The 24968-nt window shown below is 37.6% G+C and carries 28 protein-coding genes; 13 read left to right on the top strand and 15 right to left on the bottom strand.

What is annotated here, in order from left to right; genetic code table 11:
- Positions 1–14: 14 nt before the first annotated feature.
- The 3 genes from MUW56_RS16905 to MUW56_RS16915 all read left to right on the top strand — a co-directional run bounded on the left by MUW56_RS16905 (position 15) and on the right by MUW56_RS16915 (position 1706).
- Complete coding sequence (locus MUW56_RS16905) at positions 15–350, top strand: HopJ type III effector protein (RefSeq protein WP_292014284.1); 336 nt, start codon at positions 15–17, stop codon at positions 348–350.
- 67 nt (positions 351–417) lie between these two features.
- A complete protein-coding gene (locus MUW56_RS16910; RefSeq protein ID WP_292014285.1) occupies positions 418–1437 on the top strand; it encodes a WYL domain-containing protein in 1020 nt (339 codons plus the stop codon).
- 116 nt (positions 1438–1553) lie between these two features.
- Positions 1554–1706 carry a hypothetical protein gene (locus MUW56_RS16915; RefSeq protein ID WP_292014286.1) on the top strand — a complete coding sequence of 51 codons (153 nt, stop codon included), beginning with the start codon at positions 1554–1556 and terminating at the stop codon, positions 1704–1706.
- Between the two features lie 131 nt (positions 1707–1837).
- Here MUW56_RS16915 and MUW56_RS16920 read toward each other — a convergent pair whose 3' ends face one another.
- Positions 1838–3022 carry a DUF1501 domain-containing protein gene (locus MUW56_RS16920; RefSeq protein WP_292014287.1) on the bottom strand — a complete coding sequence of 395 codons (1185 nt, stop codon included), beginning with the start codon at positions 3020–3022 and terminating at the stop codon, positions 1838–1840.
- 59 nt (positions 3023–3081) lie between these two features.
- Positions 3082–4461 carry a DUF1800 domain-containing protein gene (locus tag MUW56_RS16925; protein ID WP_292014288.1) on the bottom strand — a complete coding sequence of 460 codons (1380 nt, stop codon included), beginning with the start codon at positions 4459–4461 and terminating at the stop codon, positions 3082–3084.
- 386 nt (positions 4462–4847) lie between these two features.
- Between MUW56_RS16925 and MUW56_RS16930 the strand changes: the two genes are divergently transcribed.
- The 6 genes from MUW56_RS16930 (at position 4848) to MUW56_RS16955 (ending at position 10444) form a co-directional block, all read left to right on the top strand.
- Positions 4848–5411 (top strand): hypothetical protein, encoded by a 564-nt coding sequence (locus MUW56_RS16930; protein WP_292014289.1) that lies wholly within the window; start codon positions 4848–4850, stop codon positions 5409–5411.
- Positions 5412–5525: 114 nt separating this feature from the next.
- Positions 5526–6575: a glucokinase gene (locus MUW56_RS16935; protein WP_292014290.1), complete on the top strand. Its 1050-nt coding sequence runs from the start codon at positions 5526–5528 to the stop codon at positions 6573–6575.
- A gap of 144 nt (positions 6576–6719) precedes the next feature.
- Positions 6720–7286 carry a YceI family protein gene (locus MUW56_RS16940; protein ID WP_292014291.1) on the top strand — a complete coding sequence of 189 codons (567 nt, stop codon included), beginning with the start codon at positions 6720–6722 and terminating at the stop codon, positions 7284–7286.
- Between the two features lie 78 nt (positions 7287–7364).
- A complete protein-coding gene (locus tag MUW56_RS16945; RefSeq protein WP_292014292.1) occupies positions 7365–7994 on the top strand; it encodes a YceI family protein in 630 nt (209 codons plus the stop codon).
- A gap of 350 nt (positions 7995–8344) precedes the next feature.
- Complete coding sequence (locus MUW56_RS16950; RefSeq protein ID WP_292014293.1) at positions 8345–8992, top strand: alpha/beta hydrolase; 648 nt, start codon at positions 8345–8347, stop codon at positions 8990–8992.
- 108 nt (positions 8993–9100) lie between these two features.
- Entirely contained in the window at positions 9101–10444 is a 1344-nt protein-coding gene (locus MUW56_RS16955) for an ammonium transporter (RefSeq protein ID WP_292014294.1), read from the top strand.
- 88 nt (positions 10445–10532) lie between these two features.
- Here the strand turns inward: MUW56_RS16955 and MUW56_RS16960 are convergent, their stop codons facing one another.
- Positions 10533–11156 (bottom strand): NAD(P)H-dependent oxidoreductase, encoded by a 624-nt coding sequence (locus tag MUW56_RS16960; protein ID WP_292014295.1) that lies wholly within the window; start codon positions 11154–11156, stop codon positions 10533–10535.
- Positions 11157–11216: 60 nt separating this feature from the next.
- Complete coding sequence (locus tag MUW56_RS16965; RefSeq protein WP_292014296.1) at positions 11217–11795, bottom strand: Crp/Fnr family transcriptional regulator; 579 nt, start codon at positions 11793–11795, stop codon at positions 11217–11219.
- A 195-nt stretch (positions 11796–11990) separates the two neighbouring features.
- Here MUW56_RS16965 and MUW56_RS16970 point away from each other — a divergent pair, with 195 nt between their 5' ends.
- From MUW56_RS16970 to MUW56_RS16980, 3 genes are all read left to right on the top strand, one after another.
- A complete protein-coding gene (locus MUW56_RS16970; RefSeq protein WP_292014297.1) occupies positions 11991–13409 on the top strand; it encodes an L-serine ammonia-lyase in 1419 nt (472 codons plus the stop codon).
- Positions 13410–13533: 124 nt separating this feature from the next.
- Complete coding sequence (locus MUW56_RS16975; protein WP_292014298.1) at positions 13534–13683, top strand: hypothetical protein; 150 nt, start codon at positions 13534–13536, stop codon at positions 13681–13683.
- Positions 13684–13806 carry a hypothetical protein gene (locus MUW56_RS16980; RefSeq protein ID WP_292014299.1) on the top strand — a complete coding sequence of 41 codons (123 nt, stop codon included), beginning with the start codon at positions 13684–13686 and terminating at the stop codon, positions 13804–13806.
- 79 nt (positions 13807–13885) lie between these two features.
- Here the strand turns inward: MUW56_RS16980 and MUW56_RS16985 are convergent, their stop codons facing one another.
- From MUW56_RS16985 to tsaE, 11 genes are all read right to left on the bottom strand, one after another.
- Complete coding sequence (locus MUW56_RS16985) at positions 13886–14728, bottom strand: prephenate dehydrogenase (RefSeq protein WP_292014300.1); 843 nt, start codon at positions 14726–14728, stop codon at positions 13886–13888.
- Positions 14729–16022: 1294 nt separating this feature from the next.
- On the bottom strand, positions 16023–16436 hold the full coding sequence (locus MUW56_RS16990) for a hypothetical protein (RefSeq protein ID WP_292014301.1): 414 nt from the start codon (positions 16434–16436) through the stop codon (positions 16023–16025).
- Positions 16436–16975, bottom strand: a complete 540-nt coding sequence (locus MUW56_RS16995; RefSeq protein ID WP_292014302.1) for a hypothetical protein — start codon at positions 16973–16975, stop codon at positions 16436–16438. The genes MUW56_RS16990 and MUW56_RS16995 overlap by 1 nt, the downstream gene beginning before the upstream one ends.
- A 29-nt stretch (positions 16976–17004) precedes the next feature.
- On the bottom strand, positions 17005–17493 hold the full coding sequence (locus tag MUW56_RS17000) for a hypothetical protein (RefSeq protein ID WP_292014303.1): 489 nt from the start codon (positions 17491–17493) through the stop codon (positions 17005–17007).
- Between the two features lie 93 nt (positions 17494–17586).
- Positions 17587–19869: a cation:proton antiporter gene (locus MUW56_RS17005; RefSeq protein WP_292014304.1), complete on the bottom strand. Its 2283-nt coding sequence runs from the start codon at positions 19867–19869 to the stop codon at positions 17587–17589.
- A gap of 97 nt (positions 19870–19966) precedes the next feature.
- Positions 19967–20356 (bottom strand): hypothetical protein, encoded by a 390-nt coding sequence (locus MUW56_RS17010; protein ID WP_292014305.1) that lies wholly within the window; start codon positions 20354–20356, stop codon positions 19967–19969.
- Positions 20357–20464: 108 nt separating this feature from the next.
- Positions 20465–21175 carry a LytTR family DNA-binding domain-containing protein gene (locus MUW56_RS17015; RefSeq protein ID WP_292014306.1) on the bottom strand — a complete coding sequence of 237 codons (711 nt, stop codon included), beginning with the start codon at positions 21173–21175 and terminating at the stop codon, positions 20465–20467.
- A gap of 21 nt (positions 21176–21196) precedes the next feature.
- A complete protein-coding gene (locus MUW56_RS17020) occupies positions 21197–21922 on the bottom strand; it encodes a histidine kinase (protein WP_292014307.1) in 726 nt (241 codons plus the stop codon).
- Positions 21923–21946: 24 nt separating this feature from the next.
- Positions 21947–22318: a hypothetical protein gene (locus MUW56_RS17025; RefSeq protein ID WP_292014308.1), complete on the bottom strand. Its 372-nt coding sequence runs from the start codon at positions 22316–22318 to the stop codon at positions 21947–21949.
- Complete coding sequence (locus tag MUW56_RS17030; protein ID WP_292014309.1) at positions 22318–23508, bottom strand: alanine dehydrogenase; 1191 nt, start codon at positions 23506–23508, stop codon at positions 22318–22320. Before MUW56_RS17030 ends, MUW56_RS17025 begins: the two co-directional genes overlap by 1 nt.
- Positions 23509–23577: 69 nt before the next feature.
- Positions 23578–23979, bottom strand: coding sequence for a tRNA (adenosine(37)-N6)-threonylcarbamoyltransferase complex ATPase subunit type 1 TsaE (gene tsaE, locus MUW56_RS17035; RefSeq protein WP_292014310.1), 402 nt, complete (start codon positions 23977–23979; stop codon positions 23578–23580).
- A 401-nt stretch (positions 23980–24380) separates the two neighbouring features.
- Between tsaE and MUW56_RS17040 the strand changes: the two genes are divergently transcribed.
- Positions 24381–24968: a GLPGLI family protein gene (locus MUW56_RS17040; protein ID WP_292014311.1), complete on the top strand. Its 588-nt coding sequence runs from the start codon at positions 24381–24383 to the stop codon at positions 24966–24968.

The following is a 24968-nucleotide window of genomic DNA, read 5'->3' on the forward strand; positions in this document are numbered from 1 at the left end:
AAAAACGAAAATCTATGATACTACTGGAACAATTAAAGCATTTCCCTGAAACCATTCAATTCAGTGAGGTCATTGCCTATATCGACGAAAATTACAATTTTACGCCTGCCGCATTTAGAAACGGAAATATAAAAAATGAAGAAGGGCAGAACAACGGTTCATGTAAAATCTTCGGATTTGCCTTATATAATGGACTGACGAAAGAACAGACACTTCCCCTTTTTGGCGAATTTTACAGAGAGGATGTATTGAAACACCCAAACGGAACAGACCATCAGAATATCAGAAATTTCATGGAATTTGGATGGGAGGGCATTTCTTTTGAAGGAGATCCTTTGATAGAAAAATAATTTTTAATGAAAAATAAATGGATACATCAGTGAATAAACCCCTTCAGTCCAACTAAACATTATAATTATGTCATCCAATAAAAATGCTCTGATCCGTTATAAAACACTGGATAAATGCCTCAAAAACAAATACAGAAAATATACCTTGGAAGATCTTATTGATGAATGTTCTGAAGCCTTGTTTGAATTTGAGGGCAAAGAATCGTATGTCAGTAAACGGACCGTTCAGCTTGATCTGCAGAATATGCGCAGTGAAAAATTCGGGTATGAAGCCCCTATTGAGGTTTATGAAAGAAAATACTACCGTTACAGCGACCCCGATTACAGCATCCATCATATTTCAGTGAATGAAAGTGACCTGAAAGCGATGAATAATGCAGTTCAGATCTTAAAACAGTTCAAAGATTTTTCTATGTTTAAAGAAATGAACGGGGTCATTCAGAAACTGGAGGATTCTATCCATGCAACCAGCCAGAAGTCGATTATCCATCTGGACAAAAATGAACAGTTGAAAGGACTTGAACATATTGACATTCTGTATGAAAGCGTGGCGAATAAAAAAGTTTTGAAAATACTCTATAAAAGCTTTACAGCAAGAGAATCCAATGTGTATACAGTTCATCCGCAGCTGCTGAAAGAGTTTAACAACCGTTGGTTTCTTATTTGCCTGTATAAAAATAAGATGTATAATCTGGCATTGGACAGGATGGAGCATATCGAGATCGACTCAAATACCCAGTATATTGACAAGGAGCTGGATGGAGATGAATATTTTAAAGATATTGTGGGAGTTACCGTTTCAGAATCAATAGTACCCAAAAATGTAATCTTCCGGGTCGATTCCGGAAATGCACCCTATGTAAAAACAAAACCTCTCCATAAAAGTCAGGAGATCATCAGTGAAGACCATGAGGGAACAGTCTTTAAAATTTGTGTTCAGATTAATTTTGAGCTTGAAAGGCTGCTGCTAGGGTTCGGAGATTCCCTGATCGTTTATAAACCAAGAAAACTGAGGGTAAGAATGGAAGAAAAGTTCAGGGCGGGGAGTAAAAACTATGAAAATCTCATGGTTCCCGATGAGAATTAACGGCTTGATTTCTTACCTTAAAAGGAGAATCTTAAGTACAGATTGAGCCGGAAACTGAGCATTCATTTTTATCTTGGCTTGGAAATTGCATTAATTACCTATACAAAATCACTTTTATGAAATCAAGAATATTTAAAGCATTAATTGCAATTATAGCCCCACTCGCAATAGAATATATTGTTAAAAAAATATCTGAGAAGATAGAGAAAAAGAAGAAGAGAAGGAAAAAAAGCAGATTACTGCTTAAACGAAGAGGAGTTAGAATTTAAAATTATTGAAAAGAGACTGTCGTAGTACGATCAGTCTCTTTTTTATCTGTTGTTTTGAAAGTATTATTGATCCTAAAGCGCTGTAATGGGATAATATGAATAGTAAACATTCTACTCCAGCTAAGCTCCAGCTATATAAAATCATAAACCCCGTTTTTCCAGCCCAATACTTTGGTGGAATCCGCATGAAGCCAGTTTTTCAGAATGGTAGCATATACTTTTCTGAAGTCCTCCGTGTAGATCAGATCTCCTTCATTAAGGTTTTCTAAGTCCGGCAATGTATTCAAAAGACCTTTCTTCTTCAGATTTCCGCTGATGAAAAACATTGGGTTGGCTGTTCCGTGATCTGTTCCATTGCTGGCATTTTGGGCAACACGGCGTCCAAATTCCGAAAATGTCATGAGCAGGACATTGTTGAAAAGGCCGTTGGCTTTCATATCAGCAACGAAAGACTTTACCGCATCATTGATATCATTGAATAGTTTATTTTGCCTCTCATTTTGATTGACGTGGGTGTCAAAGCTGCCGATTGAGAGATAATATACCTGGGTATTGATATCTGATTTGATCAGGGAAGCTACTGTCCTGAAATCTTTTCCCAACTGAGAATTTGGATACGCCTGTTCTGTTTTTTTTGCTTTGCTTTTTTCAAAAATATAATCAGCATTATTGATGGTAGATCCCAAGGTCTGATAGAGATAAGAGACCGTTTCATCATCATGATGATGATCATACAGAGATTTGAAGTACTTCTCCTGGCTGGTTTGATAAAGCCTCTTAGGATCTTTAAAGGCAAATGCCTTATTATTCTCTCCTTTAAGGGCCAGACTCAGCATATCATCTACCTCCAGAGCCTGGGTGGGATGCTCACAACGGTAGCATTCTTCATCCAGAAAACGGCCAAGCCAGCCTGTGTCCAGAAATTCATTGCTTTTGCTTGCCGATTGCCAGATATCCATGCTCCGGAAATGCGATTTATCAGGATTGGGATAGCCTACATTATTCATAATAGAAAGCGCACCGGTGTCAAAGAGTTCTTTAAAGTAGGAGAGAGAAGGATTGATTCCCGCTTCATCCGTCAAAGCCAGAGAATTTTGAACAGCCAGGGTCTTCCTTTCTCTGAAATAGATGTCATTTTTAGCAGGAATAATGGTGTTCAAGCCATCATTGCCACCTGTAAGCTGGAGAACGATCAGGATGTTTTGATTAGGGATCAGTGCCTCCTCCCATGTCATGGCCTTTAGAAAATTGGGCATCATCAGAGAAGCCGTAGCCAGTGAACTTATTTTAAAGAATTCTCTTCTTTTGATCAGCATAACTTTTGCGTTTAGGGTGAAGATAATAGGTAGCGTAGGTGTGCCTGCTGCGTTAAAAATTACATTAACTGATATTCCGGGGTAGACATCAGATTGATTATATTCATTTTAATACTGTTATCTGAGAAGTTCTTTACCGAATTCATATCCAGACTCCGGGCATTCTGTATCAGATAATCTTCACAGTGTTGATGAGCGAAGATCTTTTCTACGCGTTCCCAGTCTATCGTGATATTGGGATTTTTAAATGTTTTGTTTAAAGCGGTTTCGCGGGATTTCATTCCCATATCAATATCATCATCCTGACGGGGGCTGTATTCCAAAGGTCTCAGACCGGACCATATCTGTGGCACCTGAAGTCTCAGCATCAGGGTAGAACTGTCGATCCAGGCCTTTCCATTGGGCCATCCGGCCACATTGGGCGGATAAAGCAGCATCTGTCCCAGTAATTTTTGATAGACGATGAGGTTTTCCGGGTTCTGAATATGCATAGGAAGCATTCTCATGATTCCGGCCATTAGCTCTACTGGAGATTTTATTCTGTTTCCTATATTTTTCTGATCATAAAACCAAGAACTTGAGAAGATCTCATTCATCAGTTTCCGGATATCATATCCGGAATTGTAGAAATTTGCACTTAATTTGGTAACCATATCATAGTCTACCTTCTCATTGACGAAAAATTGATAGAGTTTGGTCGTAATAAATGTTGAGGTTGCTTTCTGTTCCAAAATAATATTCAGAACATCGGTTCCGCTGAAATTACCTGTTTTTCCTAAAAAAGTCTTACTGCCTTCATCATGCAGGTTTTTCCTTTCCTTAAAATTTCCCTCTTTATCATAGCTCCATCCGGTAAAAGCTCTGGCCGCCTCTCTTACGTCTTTTTCAGTATAGTAGCCTCTCCCCATGGTAAACAGTTCCATGACTTCACGGGCAAAATTTTCATTGGGATGATCCTTTTTATTTTGCTGATTGTTCAGGAAGTTCAGCATCGCCGGTGACTGGCTTACTTCGAAAAGGAGGTCTTTGAAATTTCCCAGTGCATTTTTCCGGATCGTGTTCAGAAGCTGTCTGTTGAATCTGGGATTGATTACTCTGGAAGCAAAATGTCCATGCCAGAAAAATGCCATTTTTTCTCTCATCTGTTCTTTGCTGTTGACCATTTTATCCAGAAAATTCAGATTGAGCTCACTATTCTGCGCTCTGCTGATCCGCTGCATCTCTTTTTTCTTTTCGGCCGGAGCGGTACTGTTCATATCATCTGCTGCGGGATCGATATCAGGAGTGTCATACGTGATTTCAGTAAAGCGGTCCTCTTTACATAATTCACTAAGGAGCATTTTTGCATTTTTAGTTTTTACATCATCAATCTGATTAATTCCAACTCCGAAACCTGCACGCCAAAGAAGATGCTTGTTTTTTAATAATGAATCAGCCATTATAGAGAATTTATTTTTTGATGTTTTTCAGGGGAAAAGGTTAAAATTATAACGGTTAAGGATTTATTAATATTGTAGTGCAGGCTGGGAGATAGGATTGAGACTTATTGCATTCACTTGTCTTTTGCCTTAATACATACCCCATATTTTAAAAATAGTAAATTATTTCCAGCCTCCAGCTCCTAACTTCCATTCACTCTCCTTAATTCACTTTTTGGGATCAATTTTTTGATAAATTTTGTTAAACAAACATTTAAATTTTGTTAAAAATAAAGCATTGATATTCATTGTTTTATGATTTTCATGAGTGTTAAAATAAAAGAAAAAGCTTTGCTTGGCACGATTTTTACATCTTACTTGCTTAGTAAAATTTAAAAATTAGAGTTATGAAAATGTTTAAACAAGCAATATTGCTGGCTGGAATTTTAACAGCTGGAATAGTGAGCGCCCAAAGTGCACAAATGAACAATATGATCAAAGTAGGCGCAAATGTTGGTTTAGCAGTTCCTGCAGATAACCTTTCCGCTGCCGTTGGCGTAGACGTATCTTACCAAAACCTGATCACACCTGGATTTGGATTAGGTATCGCATCAGGATATACTCACTATTTCGGAAAAGATAACAACGGTTATAAAAACAATGATGTAGGGGTAGTGCCTGTAGCAGCCTTGATAAGAATTTATCCGAAACAAACCGGTTTCTATTTTGGAACAGACTTAGGATATGGTTTCTTGGTAGGGGATAAGACCGTAGCTTCAAACACCAATGTGGAGAGAGCAAGCGGAGGTTTCTACCTGAAGCCTGAGATTGGGTACCACAACAGAGACTGGAACTTCTTCGTACAATACCAGAAGGTTTTTGTAGGAACTAAGGGAGATTTGCCTGGTCAGGACTATAATGTGGGGAACATCGGAGTAGGCTTCGGTTACAATATTCCATTAGGAAAGTAGTTAGATTTAAATATAAACAATTATTAACCAAACCTTTTCATTTTTGTGAAAAGGTTTTTTTCTTCTCTGCAGGATTTACAAAAACAATTATTATATTTGATAAAATTTGAGGTTATGATTCTGAATCCAAAATTTCCGCTTTATTTACCAGGAGTAGAGAACAGTAATAATGATAATGTTTCAATCATTGGAGCAAGTCTCCGTGAAGACATAACAATCTTAGGCTATTTTGTTTCCAGTAACGGAGGTCTTGAGATAAAAATCCAAAATACATATTCAACACAGGAATATGCTTCTTTTACCGATATTTTAAAGAAGTTTATTCAGGATAACCGGTTGGAAAATGTAAAACGTTTGGGAATGGCTGTACCGGGTCCGGTACTTTATGGAAAGAGTAGTCCTGCAAGACTGGGCTGGGACTTAGACGTTGAAGAATATTTAAGAGATTTCGGCTTCGAAAAAGTAGATATGCTGAATGACCTTGAAGCTTCTGCCTATGGAATGGCTCTGCTTGAGGACGATGACCTTGATGCCATTTATACCAGTGGCCATCTTGAAAAAGGAAATGTGGCTATCCTTGCACCGGGGAACGGGCTGGGGGAAGCAGGATATTTTTTTGACGGAAAATATCTGAGACCTTTTGCAACAGAAGGAGGACATTCAGAATTTTCCCCAAGAACAAACGTAGAGGTAGAGTTTTACCAGTTCTTGAATAATATCTACGGAATTGTAAGCTGGGAAAACGTGCTGTCTAAATCAGGTTTATTTAATATCTACAGATTCTTAAGAGATGTCAAAAGACATCCGGAGCCGGAATGGTTGAGCGAGCGTCTTGCCGGTGGAAATTTTGTAGAAGAACTTTACAAAGCTGCCGTAGAAGACAATGTGCTGGTTTGCAGAATTGCTCTGGATACTTTCCTTGAGTTTTTAGCAAGAGAAGCAAACAACTTAACCCTTAAGCTTAAGGCTACCGGAGGGCTGCTGATCGCAGGAGATATTCCTCAGATGGTCAGAGAATACATTGACAAGGCCAAGTTCTATGAGAAATTCAAGATCAGTGATAAAATGGAAGGAATGCTGAAAAACATTCCGATTTACCTGGTCAAGCAAAATCATACAGCATTAAAAGGGATGGCATTATATACAGCTTACTACCAAGATTAAAATACAAAACTCCGAATTCTTTCGGAGTTTTTTTATGGATGATATTATTCATAAAAATAATTGTTTTTCTTGATATATATCAATGAAATCTATCAGCTAAGATAGCTACCTTTGTGATATCAAATAAGTAAATAATTTTATTCAATGAAAAAAATATTTTTATTAGCAGTTTTAGCTGGTGGCTTAGCTTTCGGACAGTCAAAAAAAGTAGTAGCGTCTGATATTCACTGGTGGGGATATAAAGTGGCAAAATCTGAGGCGAGCTCTCACGACGGTACTGTAAAAGTAAAGTCAGGAGATATGGTAATGAAAGGAAACCAATTGGTAGGAGGAAGCTTTGTATTGGATATGACTTCAATCAACGCCACTGACCTTTCAGGAGAATATCAGCAAAAATTAAACGGGCACCTTAAAAACGGTGACTTCTTTGAAGTTGAAAAATTCCCGACCGCTACTTTTAAAATCACTTCTGTTAAGAAAAACAACGATAAGATCTACAGTTCTTTAGTGACAGGAAATCTTACTGTAAAAGGTAAAACGAATCCGGTTACTTTCCCTGCAAAGATTTCTTACAGCAAAGGAGTAGTAAGCTTGGTATCCAACAAATTTGCTTTCGACAGACAGAAATTTGATGTGGCTTACAAGTCTACTATGCAGGATGTTTTTGTGAAAGATGATATTGATATGGTCGTAAAGGTTACTGCTCAATAAATTAATCAAAAAAAGATTGTTAAAAGTGTAGAAGTTCTACACTTTTTTTTATTTTTGTTGAATTGTAAATAAAAAAGAATGAAAAGATTACTATTGTTTGCTATGGTGTGCGCAAGCATATCATTTGTTTCTGCCCAAAAGAAATTTGATAAAGTGTCAAAAGTGACCTCATCAGAGATCAGGTGGTGGGGATATAAAGTTGTAAAAACGGAGGCTTCTTCCCATTCAGGAACTGTAAAGCTGAAGAGTGGAAAATTCAACTTTGACAAAACTGTTTTGGTAGACGGAGAGTTTGTAATAGATATGAGAAGTATGATGGCGGGAGATGTTTCCGATGAAGATCAGATCAAACTTACGGATGACCTGAAGAGCACAAATTTCTTCGAAGTAAAAAAATTCCCGATTGCCAAATTCCATTTGACTAAAATTATTCCTTTAGCAAACAGTGAATACAATTCTACAGTGTATGGAGACCTTACCCTTAAAGGCGTGAGAAAAACAATCTCTTTCCCTGCCAATGTATACGTTACTCAGTTTACCGTAGTGATTCATTCTGCTAAATTCTCTTTAAACAGAAGAGACTTTAAAGTATTCTATCAGTCTTCACTGAAAGATTATTTCATTAAAAACGAAATGGATATCCAGTTCAGCGTTTCTACTGAACAATTGGATAACGAGAACAGAGTTCCGGCAAAGAAAAAGAAATAAGAGTTAAATTAATATTGATATAAAAATGAGCAGTTCTGATGGGCTGCTCATTTTTTATGGAAAGAATACAGCAATAGAATCACTGTTGATACCACCCCGGCAAATCGAAGATTTGCCGGGTCCTTCAAAGGAGAATAACCTTGGCCTTCCGTTCAAATAGCAGTGAATTTTGAAGACTTTTACTATCAATAAGAAAACCCGGAGCTTAGCTGTACCGTATATGGGTAAAGTCTTGGACTTAAAATGGCTGATGTATTTAAAACTTTTATAATTTAAATCTGATCATGGTATCTTTCTTTTTCTCCATAAACGATTATTCTGCTTTACCGTATTTTTTATAAATTAGTCCTATGAAAATTTATATTGTAAGCGGTCTTGGAGCAGACTTTAAGGTACTTGAAAGATTGGAATTTCCGAAGAACTGCGAACCGGTGTTTATAGATTGGCTTATCCCTGAAAATAATGAAGCTTTTCATGATTATGTGGAAAGAATGGCAGAGAAAGTAGATGATTCGGAGCCTTTTTATCTTTTGGGATATTCTTTTGGAGGAATCATCGTCCAGGAAATTAACAGGCTGAAGCCTGCTGAAAAAGTAGTCATCCTGGGAAGTATAAAATCAGATAAAGAAAAGTCCAAATTGATAAGGACAGGAGAGGTTACTAAAATTCCGAAAATTCTTCCCGTTGGGCTTTTCAATGATAGGGCTACTCAGGTTTATTCTGTGGTCAGGAAGCTTTTTGATCCCAGAAACCCAAGAATTTTACAGTATTTCAAAGTTCGTGACCCTTATTATTTAAAGTGGTCTGTAGAGAAGGTATCCGAATGGAAATTTGAAGAAAATCCTAAGGTGATCCAGGTGCTGGGTGATAAAGATATTGTTTTTCCTATCAAAAATTCAAAGCCGGATTATGTGATCAGGGGAGGCTCGCACCTCTTTCCTGCTACCAGATATAAAGAGGTTTCCAAAATATTGAATGAAGTGTTTTCTGAAGAGTAAAATTGCTTGTTGTTTTTTAATACTGGTATTTTATTGGGGGTATTTGAAAAAAAATATCATTTTTATAGAATTTATATTTAAATTTGATAGGGTTAAATATAAAATTCTATGAAAGTTGGACTTAAATGGATCGTTTCATTTTCCGTCATTGCACTGGTGGCCATCGGCGGATTGTTCTGGGGCCCTGCTACAGAGGCTGCCAATACCGGAGAATTTCTAAGCGAAGATAAAATTGTAGGCGCTGATGTAGCCTGGATCCTTGCTGCTGCCGGACTTGTTCTGCTGATGACTCCCGGCCTCTCTTTCTTTTATGGGGGAATGGTGGGAAAGAAAAATGCAATTTCCACCATGTTACAAAGCTTTATTGCATTAGGGGTTATCTCTATTTTATGGGTTGTGGTAGGATTTTCTTTGTCTTTCGGAGAATCTTTAGGGTTTACCATGAATGGACAGCATTATGGCATTATTGGAAATCCTTTGAGCTATCCGTTTTTTAACGGAGTGGGCGTTCTACCTCATAAAATGATGGCTTCCACGATTCCTTTTATACTCTTTGCCCTGTTTCAGATGAAATTTGCTGTCATTACTCCGGCTATCATTACAGGATCCTTTGCTGAAAGGGTTCGCTTTATTTCTTACCTCTTATTCATAGTCCTTTTCTGTATTTTTATCTATACACCGCTCTGTCATATGGTGTGGCATCCTGACGGTCTTCTTAATAAATATTTTGGGGTGAAAGATTTTGCAGGAGGTACGGTAGTGCATATGAGTGCAGGGTTTGCAGCGCTTGCAGGAGCTTTGGTTTTAGGGAGGAGAAAGAATCCTCATCATGAACCGTCAAATATTCCTTATGTGCTTTTGGGGACAGGAATGTTATGGTTTGGCTGGTTTGGGTTTAATGCAGGATCTGCCTTGAGCGCCTCTGCTTCGGCAGCTTCCGCATTCGGTACTACGACAATTGCTTCTGCTTCTGCGATGATGACCTGGATTTTTTTTGACAGGATCAACGGAAGGAGCATATCGGCACTGGGAGCGTGCATAGGGGCTGTTGTGGGATTGGTTGCCATTACACCGGGATGTGGCTTTGTCAGCATTCGGGAAAGTCTTTTCATCGGGTTTATTTCAGCGATTGTTTCTAATGTACTGGTCAATTGGAAGGCTTTAAAGAAAGTAGATGATACATTAGACGTTTTTGCGTGTCATGGGGTAGGAGGTATAATGGGAATGGTCCTTACGGCTGTTTTTGCACATGGTGACAATGCTAGTCTTCTTCACGGTGGCATCGAAGTTTTTCTCCATCATATGGCTGCATTGCTTCTTGTCTCTGTCTTTACATTTTTTGGATCATTGATTTTGTATAAAATTACAGACGCTATAATTACACTGCGGGTTTCAGAAGAGTCTGAAGATATGGGACTCGATCTTTCCCAACACCAGGAGAGCTTCAAGTAATGATCATTAAAAGAAAAAATAGGGCACAGGCAGTATTGCCGGAATGCCCTGGTAAAAAATATCCAAATTAAAAGGATGTCTACCGGTGTTATTCAATGGAGTGGATGGCATTGAAAATGCTGTTTTTTGACTTTTCAAACACTTCACCCCCAAACTCTTCATTATCTAATGAAAAAAAGGTAATGTCTTTGATCCCCATAATTCCTAAAATGTGCTTCAAATAGGTTGTTTGAAAATTAATATGTCCGTTTTTTTCATTTTCCCCGTATCCTGTATCGCCCCGAGTAGATAGTATAAATACCTTTTTGTTGTCAAGCAGGCCTACATAGTCGCCATCCGGAACTCCTGACCTGAACTTCCAGGTTTCATTGATCCGCATGACCTGGTCTATATAGGCTTTTAATCCACTGGGGATAGACCAGTTATACATTGGAGTTCCAATGACGTAAATATCATGGTCCTTGAGCTCTTTTACCAGCTCATTACTTAGTTGTAATGCCTTTTGGCTTTCTTCTGTTCTGTCTGACGGCTTTGTGAACGCTCCTGCAATCCAGGATTCGTTAATATTGGGGATACAGTCAATACCCGTTTCTCTATAGGTAAAGATATCTAAAGGATATTTCGTTTTCCAGTTTTCAACAAAAATCTGGGTTAATTTCCGGCTGTAAGATCTTTCATCTCTTACACTTGCATTAATAATCAGTACTTTCATTTATGATGATTTTATTACAGCAAAATTCCTGATTATTCATTCCTTAACAATTGATCTAGTTCAAGAGGATTTGTTTTTTTTCCGGATTCTGCTTATAAATTCTGCTGATACTCCCAAATAGGACGCAATTAAATATTGAGGAACTCTGGATACGATATCCGGGTAGGTCTCAAGAAAATCATAATATTTCTGTTCAGCTTTATGCATGTTATTACATACAATCCTCTTCTCAAGTGTTCCCAGGTAACCCTCTAAAATAATCCTGAAGTATCTTTCCAGGGAAGGAATTTCCTGTAACATTTTTTGAAAAGACTGATGACTGATCTGTAAAAGGTTTGTTTTCTCTACGGCCTGTATATTGTAAATTGAAGCTTTTTGTTTGGAAAAACTGGAGATATCAGTTGCCCACCAATGGTCAATAGCTAAAAAAAGGATCTCTTCATTTCCGTTTTCAGAATTGATGCAAAAGGCTTTTAAAACCCCTGAAATAATATAGCTGTCATAACGGCAGATTTCTCCGTTTCTTAAAAGAAACTCGCCTTTTTTCAAAGTTTTTTCTGTCCAGAAGCTTTTAAAAATGACAACCTCTTCGGGACTTAACCTGATATGCTGTAAAATGTTCTTAAGTAATGTTTCCATTCAAAATAATTAAAAGAAGAGACGCATAAATGATAGTTTCATAAGGAGACAGCACTGGATCAGCTGATCTACAAAAATACTCATTATAAACTCATTTCTTCCTCTGTGAAGTGTTGTTAATTCTAAGATCTGGGCATCCTTTTATTAAAATTTATCATGTATCTTTGTTTCTCGAGGAATAATGACGAATCATTTATGGAATCAATATCGGTTTTTGAGATTATTAAAGTAGGAATAGGCCCGTCGAGTTCGCATACGATGGGGCCTTGGAATGCAGCATCTGCATTTATCAGAATTATAAAAAGGGAAAGATCAATCGCAGAGGTAAAGGAAGTTTTCCTTGAATTTTTCGGGTCTTTAGCCAAAACCGGAATAGGGCACGGAACGGATATCGCCGGAATGCTGGGCCTGAACGGTGAAGATTTTAAGACAATCGATACATCAAAAATTGATGAAAAAATAGAAAGGATAAAAAAAGACCAGGCCATTAACCTTGGCGGAGAAAAAGAAATTCCTTTCATCTATGGGCATCATTTGATCTTAAATATGCAGAAATCTCTTGATTTTCATCCTAACGGAATGATTTTTAGAGCCGTTTTTGAAGATGGAACCGAGCTTATCCAGGATTTTTATTCCGTAGGAGGCGGCTTTATTGCCAGCCAGGAAAAAAACTCTATCCAAAAACATTGTGTGCGTACATTGTATCCTTGTCATAAATCTTCGGATATTGTAAAATATTGCCGGCAGCTGGGCTTTAGCAGGATTTCAGATTTAATTTTAATCAATGAAGAAAGCTGGAGGCCACAGGAAGAAACCAGACAGGAAGCATTGTATATCTGGGATCAGATCAAAGAATGTATTTACAAAGGAGTCAATAAGGAAGGTATCCTTCCGGGAGGTCTGAATGTTTCAAGAAGAGCTGCTGGACTGAACAGAAAGCTTTTGGGAGATAAAATCTATAAAAATAAAAATGAATGGTTTCAGCAGGTTGTTGATGCCGAAGAAAATTTCACCAATATCAATAAATGGATAGCCTGTTTTGCGTTGGCCGTTAATGAAGAGAATGCCAGCTTCGGAAGAATCATTACAGCACCTACAAACGGAGCGAGTGGAGTGATTCCGGCTGTTTTAATGTATGCGCAGGCGTTTACCTCTTTTACAAGCGAAGACGATATTGTAAGATTTCTTTTGGTAGCAGGAGAAATAGGAACCTTATTTAAGAAAAATGCAACCATCTCTGCGGCCATGGGAGGATGCCAGGCAGAGATCGGAGTGTCATCAGCGATGGCAGCAGCGGGACTTACAGAAATTTTGGGCGGAAGCGTAGGACAGGTATTGATGGCAGCAGAAATTGCAATGGAACATCATCTTGGTTTAACTTGTGATCCCATTAAAGGTCTTGTACAGATTCCGTGCATTGAAAGAAATACAATGGGTGCCATGAAAGCCATTACCGCAGCAAATATTGCGCTGGAAAGTGATCCAGCCAAGGCTAAAGTAACATTGGATGAGGTGATCCAGACAATGTGGGAAACAGCACAGGCCATGAGCGACCGTTTTAAAGAAACCTCTGAAGGCGGTCTGGCGATTGCGGTAAACGTTCCGGAGTGTTAACAGATTATAAAACCCGGCCATATAAATCCTTAGACAAAGCATCTAAGGATTTTTTTACCCCTTAAAAGGAAAAAGATCCCTTATATATGAAAGGATGAACGATGAATAATATTGAAACTGCTTTGTGATAGGAGGTGGCGCATGCTTCCTGATAGGCGGGATATCCAATCTCTCAAAGGCAAATGCCGCAGAAGTAAAAAATGGGGAAACAAAAGGGTCTCCTGTACCTCTTATCAGCCTGCTGGGAGCGGCAGGAGGTGTTGTCCTTAAATAGGTGGGACACTCACAGATGAATGATGCTGTCGAAAATTATAAAAATGCTGACAGGAGAAAATTCACTCCGGGCTATTATGTGCTTAATGACAGAAATGAGGTAGGACTGATGATGCAGTTTTAACAAATAAAATTGAAGGCTGGAAGAAGAGGCTGTTAAAATAGTTATTTTGATTAACTCAGTCTCCAGCCTTAATCACAGATTATCTCAAGATTCCTCTGATCCTGTTGGCGTTGGTGATCAGCTCTTCAAGGTATTCATAATTTTCTTTCTCCAGTGCAGACTTGAATTTTCTAAGCTGGGTAATATGTTCGTTCAGTACATCCAGTACATTTTCTTTATTTTGTTTAAAGATCGGAACCCACATCTCCGGATGGGATTTGGCCAGACGTACCGTACTCGAGAAACCTGAACTGGCAAGTTGAAAGATGGTTTCTTCTTCACGTTCTTTTTCCAGCACCGTATTGGCCAGCGCATAGGATGTAATGTGGGAAATATGAGAAATATAAGCGGTATGGATGTCATGATCCTCAGCATTCATATAAATCATATGCATATCAAGGGCATTTACTACTTGCTCAACGGTATTGAGAGCATCTTCAGCGGATTCTTCTGTATTGCAGATCACTCCGGCTTTTCCTGAAAAACTTTCTGCAACAGCAGATTGGGGACCGCTGTTCTCCGTACCCCACATCGGGTGAAAGGCTACAAACCTTGATCTCTTCGGATGGTCTTTTACAGCATTAACAATTCCAGCTTTGGTAGAACCTGCATCCATGACGGTCTGATGGTCTGAAACGAGATCCAGGACACTGGGCAATAGTTTCCTGGCAGCATCTACCGGAATGGCTATGATGATCAGGTCAGCGTTTTGAATGCCCTGCTTCAGATCTGCTTCTGCATCAATTATTTTCAGCTCTAATGCCTGTTTGATATGCTGCTGGTCATAATCAATCCCATAAATGAAGTCAGCAATGCCTTTTTCTCTTAATTTCAAAGCCATCGAACCTCCGATTAATCCTACTCCTATAATACTTATTTTCATCTTTTAATTTTTTACAATAAAAAAACCTCGTCTAGGACGAGGTTTTAAGTTATGTTCATAAGAATCCCTATCCCAGATCTGAGTTAAAAATTCTATAATAATATGTTCCGTTGTTGAAATTCACAAAGCGAAGGTATAAAATATTTTTGAAATGTAAGAAATTTCTTATCTTAAATTATAGATTGATATAATCTGAGAGAACATTAATCGGCGCTGTGGGTAATAATTTTTTTTACGTTTTCCCCTGCTGTTCGATTTCTACAGTGGTTATCCCTCTTGCAAACAGGAATTTAAATCTGTCTGATCTGGTCAATCTGTCTGGGTGAAAATTGTAAACCATAAAGTCACAAAAGTTTTTAAACACTTGAGTTATTTTAAGTTCCAGCGTTTGCGCAGAAGAAGCACCCATAAGTTTTTAAAATCAAAGATTTTATTACGAATAGAATGAAGCTGTAACTATCTCAAAATTGCATCCGTATCTGTGTAATCTGTGTGATCAGTGGGAGACTATAAACCACAAAAGTCACAAAAGTTTTAAAACACAAAAGTTTTTTAAGGTATCGTAAGACTGTTGAGAAGAGCACCTAAGTTTAAAAATCAGAGATTTTTATTTAGTGTACCATTGTCTATGATCTGATTAATCTGCGAGGGTGAAAATTGTAAACCATAAAGTCACAAAAGTTTTTAAACACTTGAGTTATTTTAAGTTCCAGCGTTTGCGCAGAAGAAGCACACATAAGTTTTTAAAATCAAAGATTTTATTACGAATAGAATGAAGCTGTAACTATCTCAAAATTGCATCCGTATCTGTGTAATCTGTGCGATCCGTGGGAGACTATAAACCACAAAGTCACAAAAGTTTTAAAACACTTAAGTTTTTTAAGTTCTCATACAGACTGTTGAGAGGAACACCTAAGTTTAAAAAAATCATAGATTTTTATTTAGTGTACTATTGTGTATGATCTGATTAATCTGTCTACATACACAAATATATGTGCAATCCGTTAAACCGGAAATGAAATTCACAAAAGTTTTAAACGCTTGAGTTTTTTTAAGGTATCGTAAGGTTGTTGAGTAATAAAGTACACGTAAGTTTAAAAAAATCAAAGATTTTTATTTAGTGTACAATTGAAGGACAAAATAATCTGTCTGGGTGAAAATTGTAAACCATAAAGTCACAAAAGATTTAAAACATTTAAGGGTGGCTAAAACAGATGTTGTGAATTGTAAACTGTAAAGTTACAAAGGCTGTACAATATTTTAGTTTTTAAAATGATTTAAGAAGCTGTACAGGCTATTGGGAGTTTAGTTTCAGAAATTTCCGGTAATAATCATCCAGATACAATGAAAACTGCTCCTCAAAGGTCTGTTCTTCCCAGTCTTTATTAATGATGACCGGATTTTCTATCCGGAATGTAATTTCCTCCAATTCATCAGGAGTCAGATTTTCCACTTTTTCAGGATCCGGTAAGGAAATCCGGAATGCCAATACTTCAGCGCCTTCCTCTTCCCACCATTCCATACTGAATTGGGAAATGTCTTTTTGGGTGATCTGGTGTAATTCGGATTCGAGCTGGCGATAGGCCGAGAGGTCTTCATCGCCTGAAAGGTCTACGTGGGCGGTGTAATCTAAAATTAATTTTAGAATGTTGGAATAACGGCCTTCTGCAGTTTTTAAATCGGGTTTTATGTCTGATCTCAGTTCCATCAGCTTTTTGAATTTCGGATTAAGGTAAGACGTTCTTCCACATCTTTGATCTTACTGATCCAGTAGTTTATTCCTTCCTGGTTGGTAACGGTCTGCTTGAAGGCATTCCGGCTGACGGTCCATAGCTGGGAGCCGTTTTTCTGATACTCCAGCTCACGTTCTCTTTTATTCTCCGGTTCAATTCTGTATCTCCAGAATACCAGGGCATGCATATATTCAGACCGTATCTTTTCGAGATAGGAGATAATCGCTTTCCGGTCTTGGGGAATATATCCGGGACCGGAACATCCGCAGGAGTGGAACGTGATGCCTACCGTATATAGATTTCGGATATGAGCCCATTGTTTGTGGTCATTTTTTGCCGGTGATTCAAAGTCGGGTCCCATATTGGCCATCAGATTTCCGCATTCCGGGCATTTGGCTTCCACTGAAGCCACAGCATCCCTGTCCACATCTTTTAAAACGCGGCGCTTAAATGTTTTCTGGCAGTTAAAACAGGCATAATGACCTTTGTAAACCATCATGGCATATCGGCACATATTACAATTTTTGTTCTTGTGGTTATTTGCTATTTATAAACTTTTTCCTCTTCATTATAATGAATTCCCATCAGGCTGCTGGCACTGCGGGGATCATATACGGACCATATGCTGCCCCAGGGAAATAGGTAGGAGACTCTGGGATATGGTGTTTTCTTTTTTTGGGGAGGAGGTGTTGGCAGTACAGAGGACAAAAATTTATTATTGCGGTAAAAAACCTTCACTTCTTTTTCTTCTGTCCATTCATTCCAGTCTTGAGCATCACTTTTTTCCCACGTATTCATATGAATACTGTGCAGCTGATCTCCAAGAAAACACAGATTGAAATACAGTTGATATCCCTGTATTTCTATGGGGTCAAATGAATACCAAAGATATCCGGTTTTTATATCCCGCATCGTATGGTATTTTTCTTGATAGAAATCAGTCTGTTTCAGCTGATCATATGACATTCCCTTATACAGCCTGGTGCCAAAGGCTTTCAGCTCTATAACTCCATTTTCACTATGAATCAGCATTTCCCAAAAAATTGAAGCTATAAATATACCCGTTTTTTCTTTACAGACAACGAATAATATTTACAGCTTCAACAGAAATAGAAATATCGGTGTTTATGGGTTTGAAATAATCAATGTGGAAGGGATATCAGACAGCCAAAGACTCTTTGTATCGATCAGGTTTTTCCAGCTTTTGCTGCTGATAAGCATCAGATCCTGGGCGTTCAGGAATTCCTTTTCAATCTTCTTTTCATTGTACAGGGTGATGTGATTGGGGGCTACCTGTTCAATACTTCTGATCAGTTCTTTTACTTCAATATTATTACGGATCTGTCCTGCTGCATCAAGAATGATAACCTGGGAATTGTTATTGTTGATCAGTCTTTTAGCATATTCAAGCAGGTAAAAATCACTGAGATTGAAGATGGGAACAAATACCTTATCGGCTGCTTTGAATCCTTTTTCTACCAGAACCCCGACAGGAATATTGGTTTTATCTAAAATTTGCAGGGTAAAATCGTCAAAAGGCGAATTGTTGAATATATTTCCTTTTCCTTTTACTGTATTCAGAAGCTTTTCCGGGTTGATGATTTTGGTGGTAAATCCTAATAACCTTCCTAACAAACTTCCTTCATACATCGATTTCCCCAGCATGATCAATAACAGATCGTAATGTCCTTTATTGGTAATACTGGTAAGATCATTTTCAATATCTGTAGAAGCTTTGAACAAAGTGGTGACTTCCACATTAAGCTCGTGAGAGGTTTCAATTACGTTCTGAAACTGGGAATTTTCGTATTCATTAATATCATAAGCATGCATTTCTTCCACAGGAGCAATATTCATGGCTGTGATACTTTTATTGCCGTTCATTTTATTGGTAAAGTCATGAGCCAGTTTTAAAAGTTTGCTCCCGGATTCGGGTTGGTCAAATGACAGCAATACCCGGTATTTAGAGCCATTTTCATCATGGACTTTTTCCTCCTCCTCTTTTTTAGATTTAAATATAAAGTTGATAAAGTCTAAAGCAGGGCCGGTCATAAATGTCGTAAATAAAGCCATAATAACAAGCATGGCAAAGATCTCAGGGCCTAAAACCCCCAAATCATAACCGATATTCAGTACAATGAGCTCCATTAAACCTCTGGTATTCATCAATGCCCCAATCGTTAGGCTTTCCTTCCAGTTTATTCCGACGAATCTGGCGGTCAGTGCACTTCCTGCAAATTTTCCTAGTACTGCGGTTAAAATAATAAAACCTGCTGTCATCCACAGATGGCTGTCATTCAACAGGCCAATTTGCGTACGGAGCCCTGTGAAAACAAAGAACAGCGGAAGAAGAAGTACGAGGGCCACATCTTCCACTTTATCGATGAATAAGGTTCGGAATTTTGTATTCTCCGGCATAATTGCCCCGGCCATGAAAGCTCCGAATAATGCGTGGATACCAATTACCTCAGTGGCATAAGAAGAAAGGATTAATGTCAGAAAGAAAATAGCAACCATAGGTTTGTTGATCGTATTTTTCCCGGCCTGAAGATCCCCGATCCTTTTCAGGAACGGTCTTACAATTTTGATCATTAAAAACACATAAGCAATCGCCATAATAATCACATAAATGGAACTTGTAAAAGAGCCTGCCTTTACAATGGCAATTACAGCGGCAAGAATGCACCATGCCGTAATATCATCGGCTGCCGCACAGGTAATAACGATAGTTCCCAGTTTTGTTTTCTGGAGATTTCTTTCCTGTACAATCCTTGCCAATACCGGAAAGGCTGTAATACTCATAGAAATAGCGATAAATAAGGCAAATGATGTAAACTGGATCCCATCAGGTGAAAATTCCCGGTATATAAAATAGGAAAGGCCAATTCCCAATGCAAAAGGGATAATAATACTGGCGTGGCTGATCACTACGGCATCATGAGCTTTCTTTCTTAAAACACTTAAGTCCAGCTCCATTCCGACAATATACATGAAGAGAATAAGTCCTATCTGGCTTAAAAACTGTAAGTTACCTAAAGATTCTTTAGGGAAAAGAAAAGCTGAAAATTCAGGAAAATACATTCCTAAAAGGGAGGGCCCCAATACGATACCTGCAATCATTTCCCCAATTACAGAAGGTTGCTTTATTTTCATACAGATCCACCCGAAAAGCCTGGCGGTTATAATGATGGTAATGATCTGTGCCAATAACAGTGCTAAAGGATGATGGAGATTGGTTTTAAAAGATTCCTGGAAGTTCTCCCAGGTAGAGCCGCTGCTGGTTTTAGCCACAATATTTTCTTTTATCTCCAATGTCTGCCCTTCAATAATAAAAAAGTACATTAGACAAGAAAAGACGGCTATCGTAGTGATGTAGAAAATGATATTTCTGTATTTTCCCAAATTCATGATTCCAATATTTTAATGCAAAGTTGATAAGAATATATTAGATTAAAATACGCTTCTTTTTAAAATGTAATGAATGTTCTAAAAAATGTAATAAAAACTATCTGAAGGAATAGCCGATTCCGATGCCTGCTTTCCAATGTCCATTCTGATCTGAAGTTTTGGAATTATAATAAGCGGGAACCTGGAAGGCTATTTTTTTATAAACCACGGTGAGCCCGGCCCCCAGATTAGGGGTCATAAGACTGTTTTTTGTTCCGGGAGACCTGTCCTCTTTTATTCTCAGCGAGGGAAGCATACCCAGGATCAATTTTACGTTTTGGTGTGTAAGGCTTATGTTAGGTCCTGTGAAGTTGATAAAAGCACCATGATCCACATATCCGGCTACTGCTGTTCCGTCAAAAAATGAGGCCTTAATTTTTGAAGGCGCTTCCTGAGAAAAACACAACCCGGATATGAAGATTCCTGCAGCATAGATGAAATTTTTCATTATAAAATCAATTAATTCACAGCAAAAGTACAGGGATTACGGGCTGAAAAAGAGGACTTGTAACGAAGCGCTTGTATTCTGTAATGAAACCGGAAAGATCTGAAAGTTCTATTTTCCGAATAATTCCATTAATGAGCTTTTATAGGCATCTCCGATCTGAAGTTTAAGGAAAGTATGGTCCTCTGCAGAGATCGTCGTAATGATCTCGTTGGTTGAAAATACTTTAATGGATGCTAATGCTATGATCTCCTTTTTGTTGACCTGGGCAAAGTCTTTAGCAGGAAGCATTTCCAGAAGATTTTTAAAATTAAGGTTTTTTAAAACAATAGCGGTTCCGTCATTCAGGATAATATCTTTATCTCTGCTGTCTATTTCGGAAGTTTTGATATAAGCGATCTGTTCGGTGAATATGACGGTTTTCCCTATATTGGTATTCCATTCGATGAAGGCTTTTTTAGGAGCAGGGTCTACCAGTTCCTTAGCTTTTTCAAAGGCCTGGATCAGTCTTTCTTTTTTGATGGGTTTTCTTACATAATCCACCACATTAAGATCAAAAGCTTCTGCCGCATATTCTTTGTACGCTGTGGTGAAGATGATTTTTTTTGAATCTGAAATCAGTTCTGCTACCTGAAGTCCTGTCATTCCCGGCATTTCTATATCCAGTATGCAGAGATTACAATCAATATGATCAATTTCGTTCAGAAATATTTTAGGATCATTGAATGCTTTTACCACTTCTACATGATCAATCTGCTCGCATAGAAGTTTTAAATAGCTGATGGCTAATAATTCATCATCCAGTATAACGCACTTTATCATAGAATTCTCCTAAATTGATTTTTAATTCTGCCGTGAATATACCGTTTTTCGAACTTTTTCAAGCTGGTAATATGTACTGTAGATCATTTTAAGCCTTTGATCTAAGGACTGGCTTCCGAAACCGCTTTTTTCCTTTTCAAGGATGTTTTTCAAAGAGGCTTTATTGCTGACTTTCATGGTAAAGATTCGATTTTCAAGTTCCAGGTAGATGGAAATAAAAGAATCCTGGGCCAGAAAATCAGTATGTTTGAAAGCATTTTCAATCAGGTCTACCGAAATGAGCGGGGCAAATACCTTCTCTTCATATACTGAATCCGTCTTATTAACCTTAGATTTGATCCTGAAATCAAAAAGAGGGTTTATTTTGATCTTGTTGATTTCAATAAGGCTTAAAGCAAAATTCAGTTCCTCTTTAGGACTTACAAACTTATTATTGCTTTCGTATAAAATATAATCCAGCACATTGGCCAGTTTATCCAGAGACATATAGGTTTGATAGGCATGAGACTGTACCGAATTAAGAATATTCTTAAATAAATGAGGGTTCAGCTTGGTGCCGATATGCTCCAGACGGACTTCATTCAACCGCTGCTCAATAATTTTATTGGTTTCTGATAGTTGGGTATTTTTCTGTTTAAGTTTTTGGTTTTGGCTGAACAGGTAAATACTGGTGGCCAGAAAAAAGAAAACGGCAAAAACTCCAATGAATATCAGATAATCATCAATCATATAGTAATTGCCTCCCATACCATAGTGTTGTTATAATTAAAACTATTTCAGTTTTTTCAGACTGTTCAGTGTTACGCTTTCTTCACACTTTTCAAAAGTGATCTCGTATCTTGGGTTCTTTTCAGGATAAGTAATAAGATAATCCGGACACGGTTTTTTCTGCGCGTGGCTTCTGTCAAAATCTACTTTTCCGGCAGTAATGATACTGTCCTTTACAAATTTTTCATCAATCTTGTAAGTATTCATCTCATTTTTAAAACCTTCAGAATATTTGAATTCTTTGGAAAGAATTTCGGCAATGACACGGCTGTTAGGTAAATAACCGCTGCAGCTGGCTCCTTTTTTGTTTAAAATAAAAAATACGAGAAGCAGCCCCGGGATGAAGCCTATTATATAAAATTTCAGTTTTTTCATTAGAAAATTAAAAGATTGATATCGTGGTAGGTAAGTCCGAAACGGTCGCAGATGATCTTTTTGGTATGTCTGCCTTTATACATATATAAACTCTGCTTCATTTCATTTTTGCGGATCAGCATATTTTCAAAACCGCCTTCTTCATCATAATTCAGGATATACGAAAGGAAGAAATTGGAAATGGCCTTAGTGGTGGTTCTCGGCATTCTTGAGGTCAGGTTTGGAAGACCGCAGTGGATCACGCCATGCTTAATGACATAAGGATCTTCCATTGTAGTCAGCTCGGAAGTTTCAATTACCTTACCATTATCGATGGTAATATCAATAATGACGCTGCCTTTTTTCATTTTCATCACCATATCTTCCGTAACGATAGGCATCATATTGAGCCTTGGAAGAGCTCCAATCACTACATCAGCACGTCTTAAGCTTTTGCTGAGTTCTTTAGGATCAATGATAGACGTCGGAACCCGGCTGTCAACCATCGTGTGAAGTCTTCTCAATTTAGATAATGAATTGTCAAAAACCTTGATACTGGCGCCTAATCCAATAGCTGCTTTTGTAGCAAACTCACCTACAATTCCAGCCCCCAAAATCACAACTTCAGCAGGTCTTACCCCTGTAATTCCTCCCAGCATTAAGCCGTTTGATAATGCCAACAGCTCCGAAGCATATAAAACAGAAACTGTTCCTGCAATTTCACCGATTAATCTTACCAGTGCGAGCTGCTTGTATTCATCCGCAATAAATTCAAAAGCAATCGCATTTATTTTTCTTTCTGCAAGTTTTAAGAAATATTCCTTATCTCTGAGGTTGATCTGAAGGGCAGAAACCAGGTAAGTATTAGGTTTCATATATTCAATTTCCTCTTCTGTAGGAGGATTGATCTTTAAGATGAGGTCCTGTCCGAAAGCTTCTTTAGGATCGTTGGTAATCTTTGCTCCGGACTCGGAATACTGTAAATCTGTAAAAAATGAACCCTGTCCGGCCCCTGATTCTATAATGATCTCATGACCATGCTCTACCAGCACCTGTACAGCGTCTGGAGTAATGCAGGTCCTCCTTTCGTTTAAACAGGTTTCTTTAGGAATTCCAATACTGAATTGTTTTCCTTTTTTTATAACCTCCAATTTTTCTTCTTTCGGCATCAATTCTTCTTCTGTGAAAGGAGTAAAAATATTTGTACTCATCCTTAAATTAAATTATGTCTTACAGATTGTTATTTTAATACTGAATTAAGAAGCAAAGATACATAATATTTAATCGAATGAAACTTCTCTGCTCTCACCGTTGTTCATGATACTCATTGTGTGGTAGTTGAGCCCGTAAAGCTCCTCTTCATAGACTTCCGGCCATTCAATGATGCATAAAAAAGAATTGTCCAGGTATTCTTCAATACCGATATCATAGACTTCTTCAATGCTTTTTAAGCGGTAAAGGTCAAAATGATATACTTTTCCTTTGGAGGTGCTGTATTCGTTGACAATAGAATAAGTAGGGGAGCTGACCTCATCTGTACTTCCCAGATTTTTAAGCAGAAACTGGGTAAAAGTAGTTTTACCGGCTCCCAAATTTCCTTTGAGTAAAAGGATGTTATACTTTAGTTTAGGAAGAATTTCATCCACCATATTCTGCCATTCGTTTAAGGAGTGTATTTCCATGTGTCAAATTTGAGTCAAAATTACTGTTTTTTAAAAATATCAGGTAATTTATTTTTCGTGGTTTTTTCGATTATTAATACTGTTTTTGGTTTAAAATAGGAAATATATTCATGTTTTTCATTGAACTGATTTTTTTTTAGTGTATGGGTTGAATATTCTACTTTCTATGTATCTAGTTTGTATTTTAGTCTTATCAGGATGAGCTAATCCTCAGTTTTTAATAATTTTTTATAAGCAAGTTCAAATGAAGAATAAACTTTTTTTATTTCTAAGTTTATTAGTTGTATTTTTTGTACAGTCCCAAAATGTACATATTAAATATACTTATGTAAATCCTGTAAATTTGTTAATAGCTGAAGTTATACCTATCAGGAAATAATGCATTGAGTATAAGAGATTCGATGATGTCTAAGGCTGGTACAGGTAAATTGAAGGTAGATGATAACAATATTGAAATATTAGGGAAGATAAATAAGCAAAAAGCAAAATATTATAAATCTTCTTTAACTCAAACAGTTGTTATTAATGAATATATTGATGATCATTCTTACTGGATCACAGATGAACTTCCAAAAATTGTCTGGAATACAAATTATACTGACACGAAGAAAATCGGAGCATATATTTGTAAAAAAGCAACGGCAAAGTTTAGAGGAAGCAAGATAACAGCCTTTTATGCCCCTGACTTGCCATTTGCTGTCGGACCATATAAATTTTATGGCTTATCAGGAGTGATTTTAGAGATTGGAGAAGATAATAATCATGTTAATTCATGGAAGGCTGAGAGTATTGAACTTAATATTCCTGAGGATATGGTGTTAGCATTTCCTGATAAAAAAACAATTTCCTATAGAGAATTTATCCGTTTACAAGATGAGAAAGATTGGGAAGAAGTAAAAAGACTGACATCCAATCTCAATAATGGAGTTGTAATAAGTATTGATTCACCAAAAAGAAATGGTATTGAAAAAAAATATGAATGGGAATAA

The sequence above is a fragment of the Chryseobacterium sp. genome (assembly GCF_022869225.1).
GTDB lineage: Bacteria > Bacteroidota > Bacteroidia > Flavobacteriales > Weeksellaceae > Chryseobacterium.

Excerpts from the sequence above, each read along its gene's own strand:
- MUW56_RS17020 (WP_292014307.1), bottom strand. The coding sequence starts at position 21,922 with ATGGGAGGCAATTACTATATGATTGATGATTATCTGATATTCATTGGA.
- MUW56_RS16935 (WP_292014290.1), top strand. The coding sequence starts at position 5,526 with ATGATTCTGAATCCAAAATTTCCGCTTTATTTACCAGGAGTAGAGAAC.
- MUW56_RS16985 (WP_292014300.1), bottom strand. The coding sequence starts at position 14,728 with ATGAAAATAAGTATTATAGGAGTAGGATTAATCGGAGGTTCGATGGCT.
- MUW56_RS16995 (WP_292014302.1), bottom strand. The coding sequence starts at position 16,975 with ATGTGCCGATATGCCATGATGGTTTACAAAGGTCATTATGCCTGTTTT.
- MUW56_RS16950 (WP_292014293.1), top strand. The coding sequence starts at position 8,345 with ATGAAAATTTATATTGTAAGCGGTCTTGGAGCAGACTTTAAGGTACTT.
- MUW56_RS16970 (WP_292014297.1), top strand. The coding sequence starts at position 11,991 with ATGGAATCAATATCGGTTTTTGAGATTATTAAAGTAGGAATAGGCCCG.
- MUW56_RS16940 (WP_292014291.1), top strand. The coding sequence starts at position 6,720 with ATGAAAAAAATATTTTTATTAGCAGTTTTAGCTGGTGGCTTAGCTTTC.
- MUW56_RS17025 (WP_292014308.1), bottom strand. The coding sequence starts at position 22,318 with ATGAAAAAACTGAAATTTTATATAATAGGCTTCATCCCGGGGCTGCTT.
- MUW56_RS16915 (WP_292014286.1), top strand. The coding sequence starts at position 1,554 with ATGAAATCAAGAATATTTAAAGCATTAATTGCAATTATAGCCCCACTC.
- MUW56_RS16990 (WP_292014301.1), bottom strand. The coding sequence starts at position 16,436 with ATGGAACTGAGATCAGACATAAAACCCGATTTAAAAACTGCAGAAGGC.
- MUW56_RS16965 (WP_292014296.1), bottom strand. The coding sequence starts at position 11,795 with ATGGAAACATTACTTAAGAACATTTTACAGCATATCAGGTTAAGTCCC.
- MUW56_RS16925 (WP_292014288.1), bottom strand. The coding sequence starts at position 4,461 with ATGGCTGATTCATTATTAAAAAACAAGCATCTTCTTTGGCGTGCAGGT.
- MUW56_RS17030 (WP_292014309.1), bottom strand. The coding sequence starts at position 23,508 with ATGAGTACAAATATTTTTACTCCTTTCACAGAAGAAGAATTGATGCCG.
- MUW56_RS16945 (WP_292014292.1), top strand. The coding sequence starts at position 7,365 with ATGAAAAGATTACTATTGTTTGCTATGGTGTGCGCAAGCATATCATTT.
- tsaE (WP_292014310.1), bottom strand. The coding sequence starts at position 23,979 with ATGGAAATACACTCCTTAAACGAATGGCAGAATATGGTGGATGAAATT.
- MUW56_RS16905 (WP_292014284.1), top strand. The coding sequence starts at position 15 with ATGATACTACTGGAACAATTAAAGCATTTCCCTGAAACCATTCAATTC.
- MUW56_RS16960 (WP_292014295.1), bottom strand. The coding sequence starts at position 11,156 with ATGAAAGTACTGATTATTAATGCAAGTGTAAGAGATGAAAGATCTTAC.
- MUW56_RS16955 (WP_292014294.1), top strand. The coding sequence starts at position 9,101 with ATGAAAGTTGGACTTAAATGGATCGTTTCATTTTCCGTCATTGCACTG.
- MUW56_RS17040 (WP_292014311.1), top strand. The coding sequence starts at position 24,381 with ATGATGTCTAAGGCTGGTACAGGTAAATTGAAGGTAGATGATAACAAT.
- MUW56_RS17010 (WP_292014305.1), bottom strand. The coding sequence starts at position 20,356 with ATGAAAAATTTCATCTATGCTGCAGGAATCTTCATATCCGGGTTGTGT.
- MUW56_RS16930 (WP_292014289.1), top strand. The coding sequence starts at position 4,848 with ATGAAAATGTTTAAACAAGCAATATTGCTGGCTGGAATTTTAACAGCT.
- MUW56_RS16920 (WP_292014287.1), bottom strand. The coding sequence starts at position 3,022 with ATGCTGATCAAAAGAAGAGAATTCTTTAAAATAAGTTCACTGGCTACG.
- MUW56_RS17005 (WP_292014304.1), bottom strand. The coding sequence starts at position 19,869 with ATGAATTTGGGAAAATACAGAAATATCATTTTCTACATCACTACGATA.
- MUW56_RS17000 (WP_292014303.1), bottom strand. The coding sequence starts at position 17,493 with ATGCTGATTCATAGTGAAAATGGAGTTATAGAGCTGAAAGCCTTTGGC.
- MUW56_RS17015 (WP_292014306.1), bottom strand. The coding sequence starts at position 21,175 with ATGATAAAGTGCGTTATACTGGATGATGAATTATTAGCCATCAGCTAT.
- MUW56_RS16910 (WP_292014285.1), top strand. The coding sequence starts at position 418 with ATGTCATCCAATAAAAATGCTCTGATCCGTTATAAAACACTGGATAAA.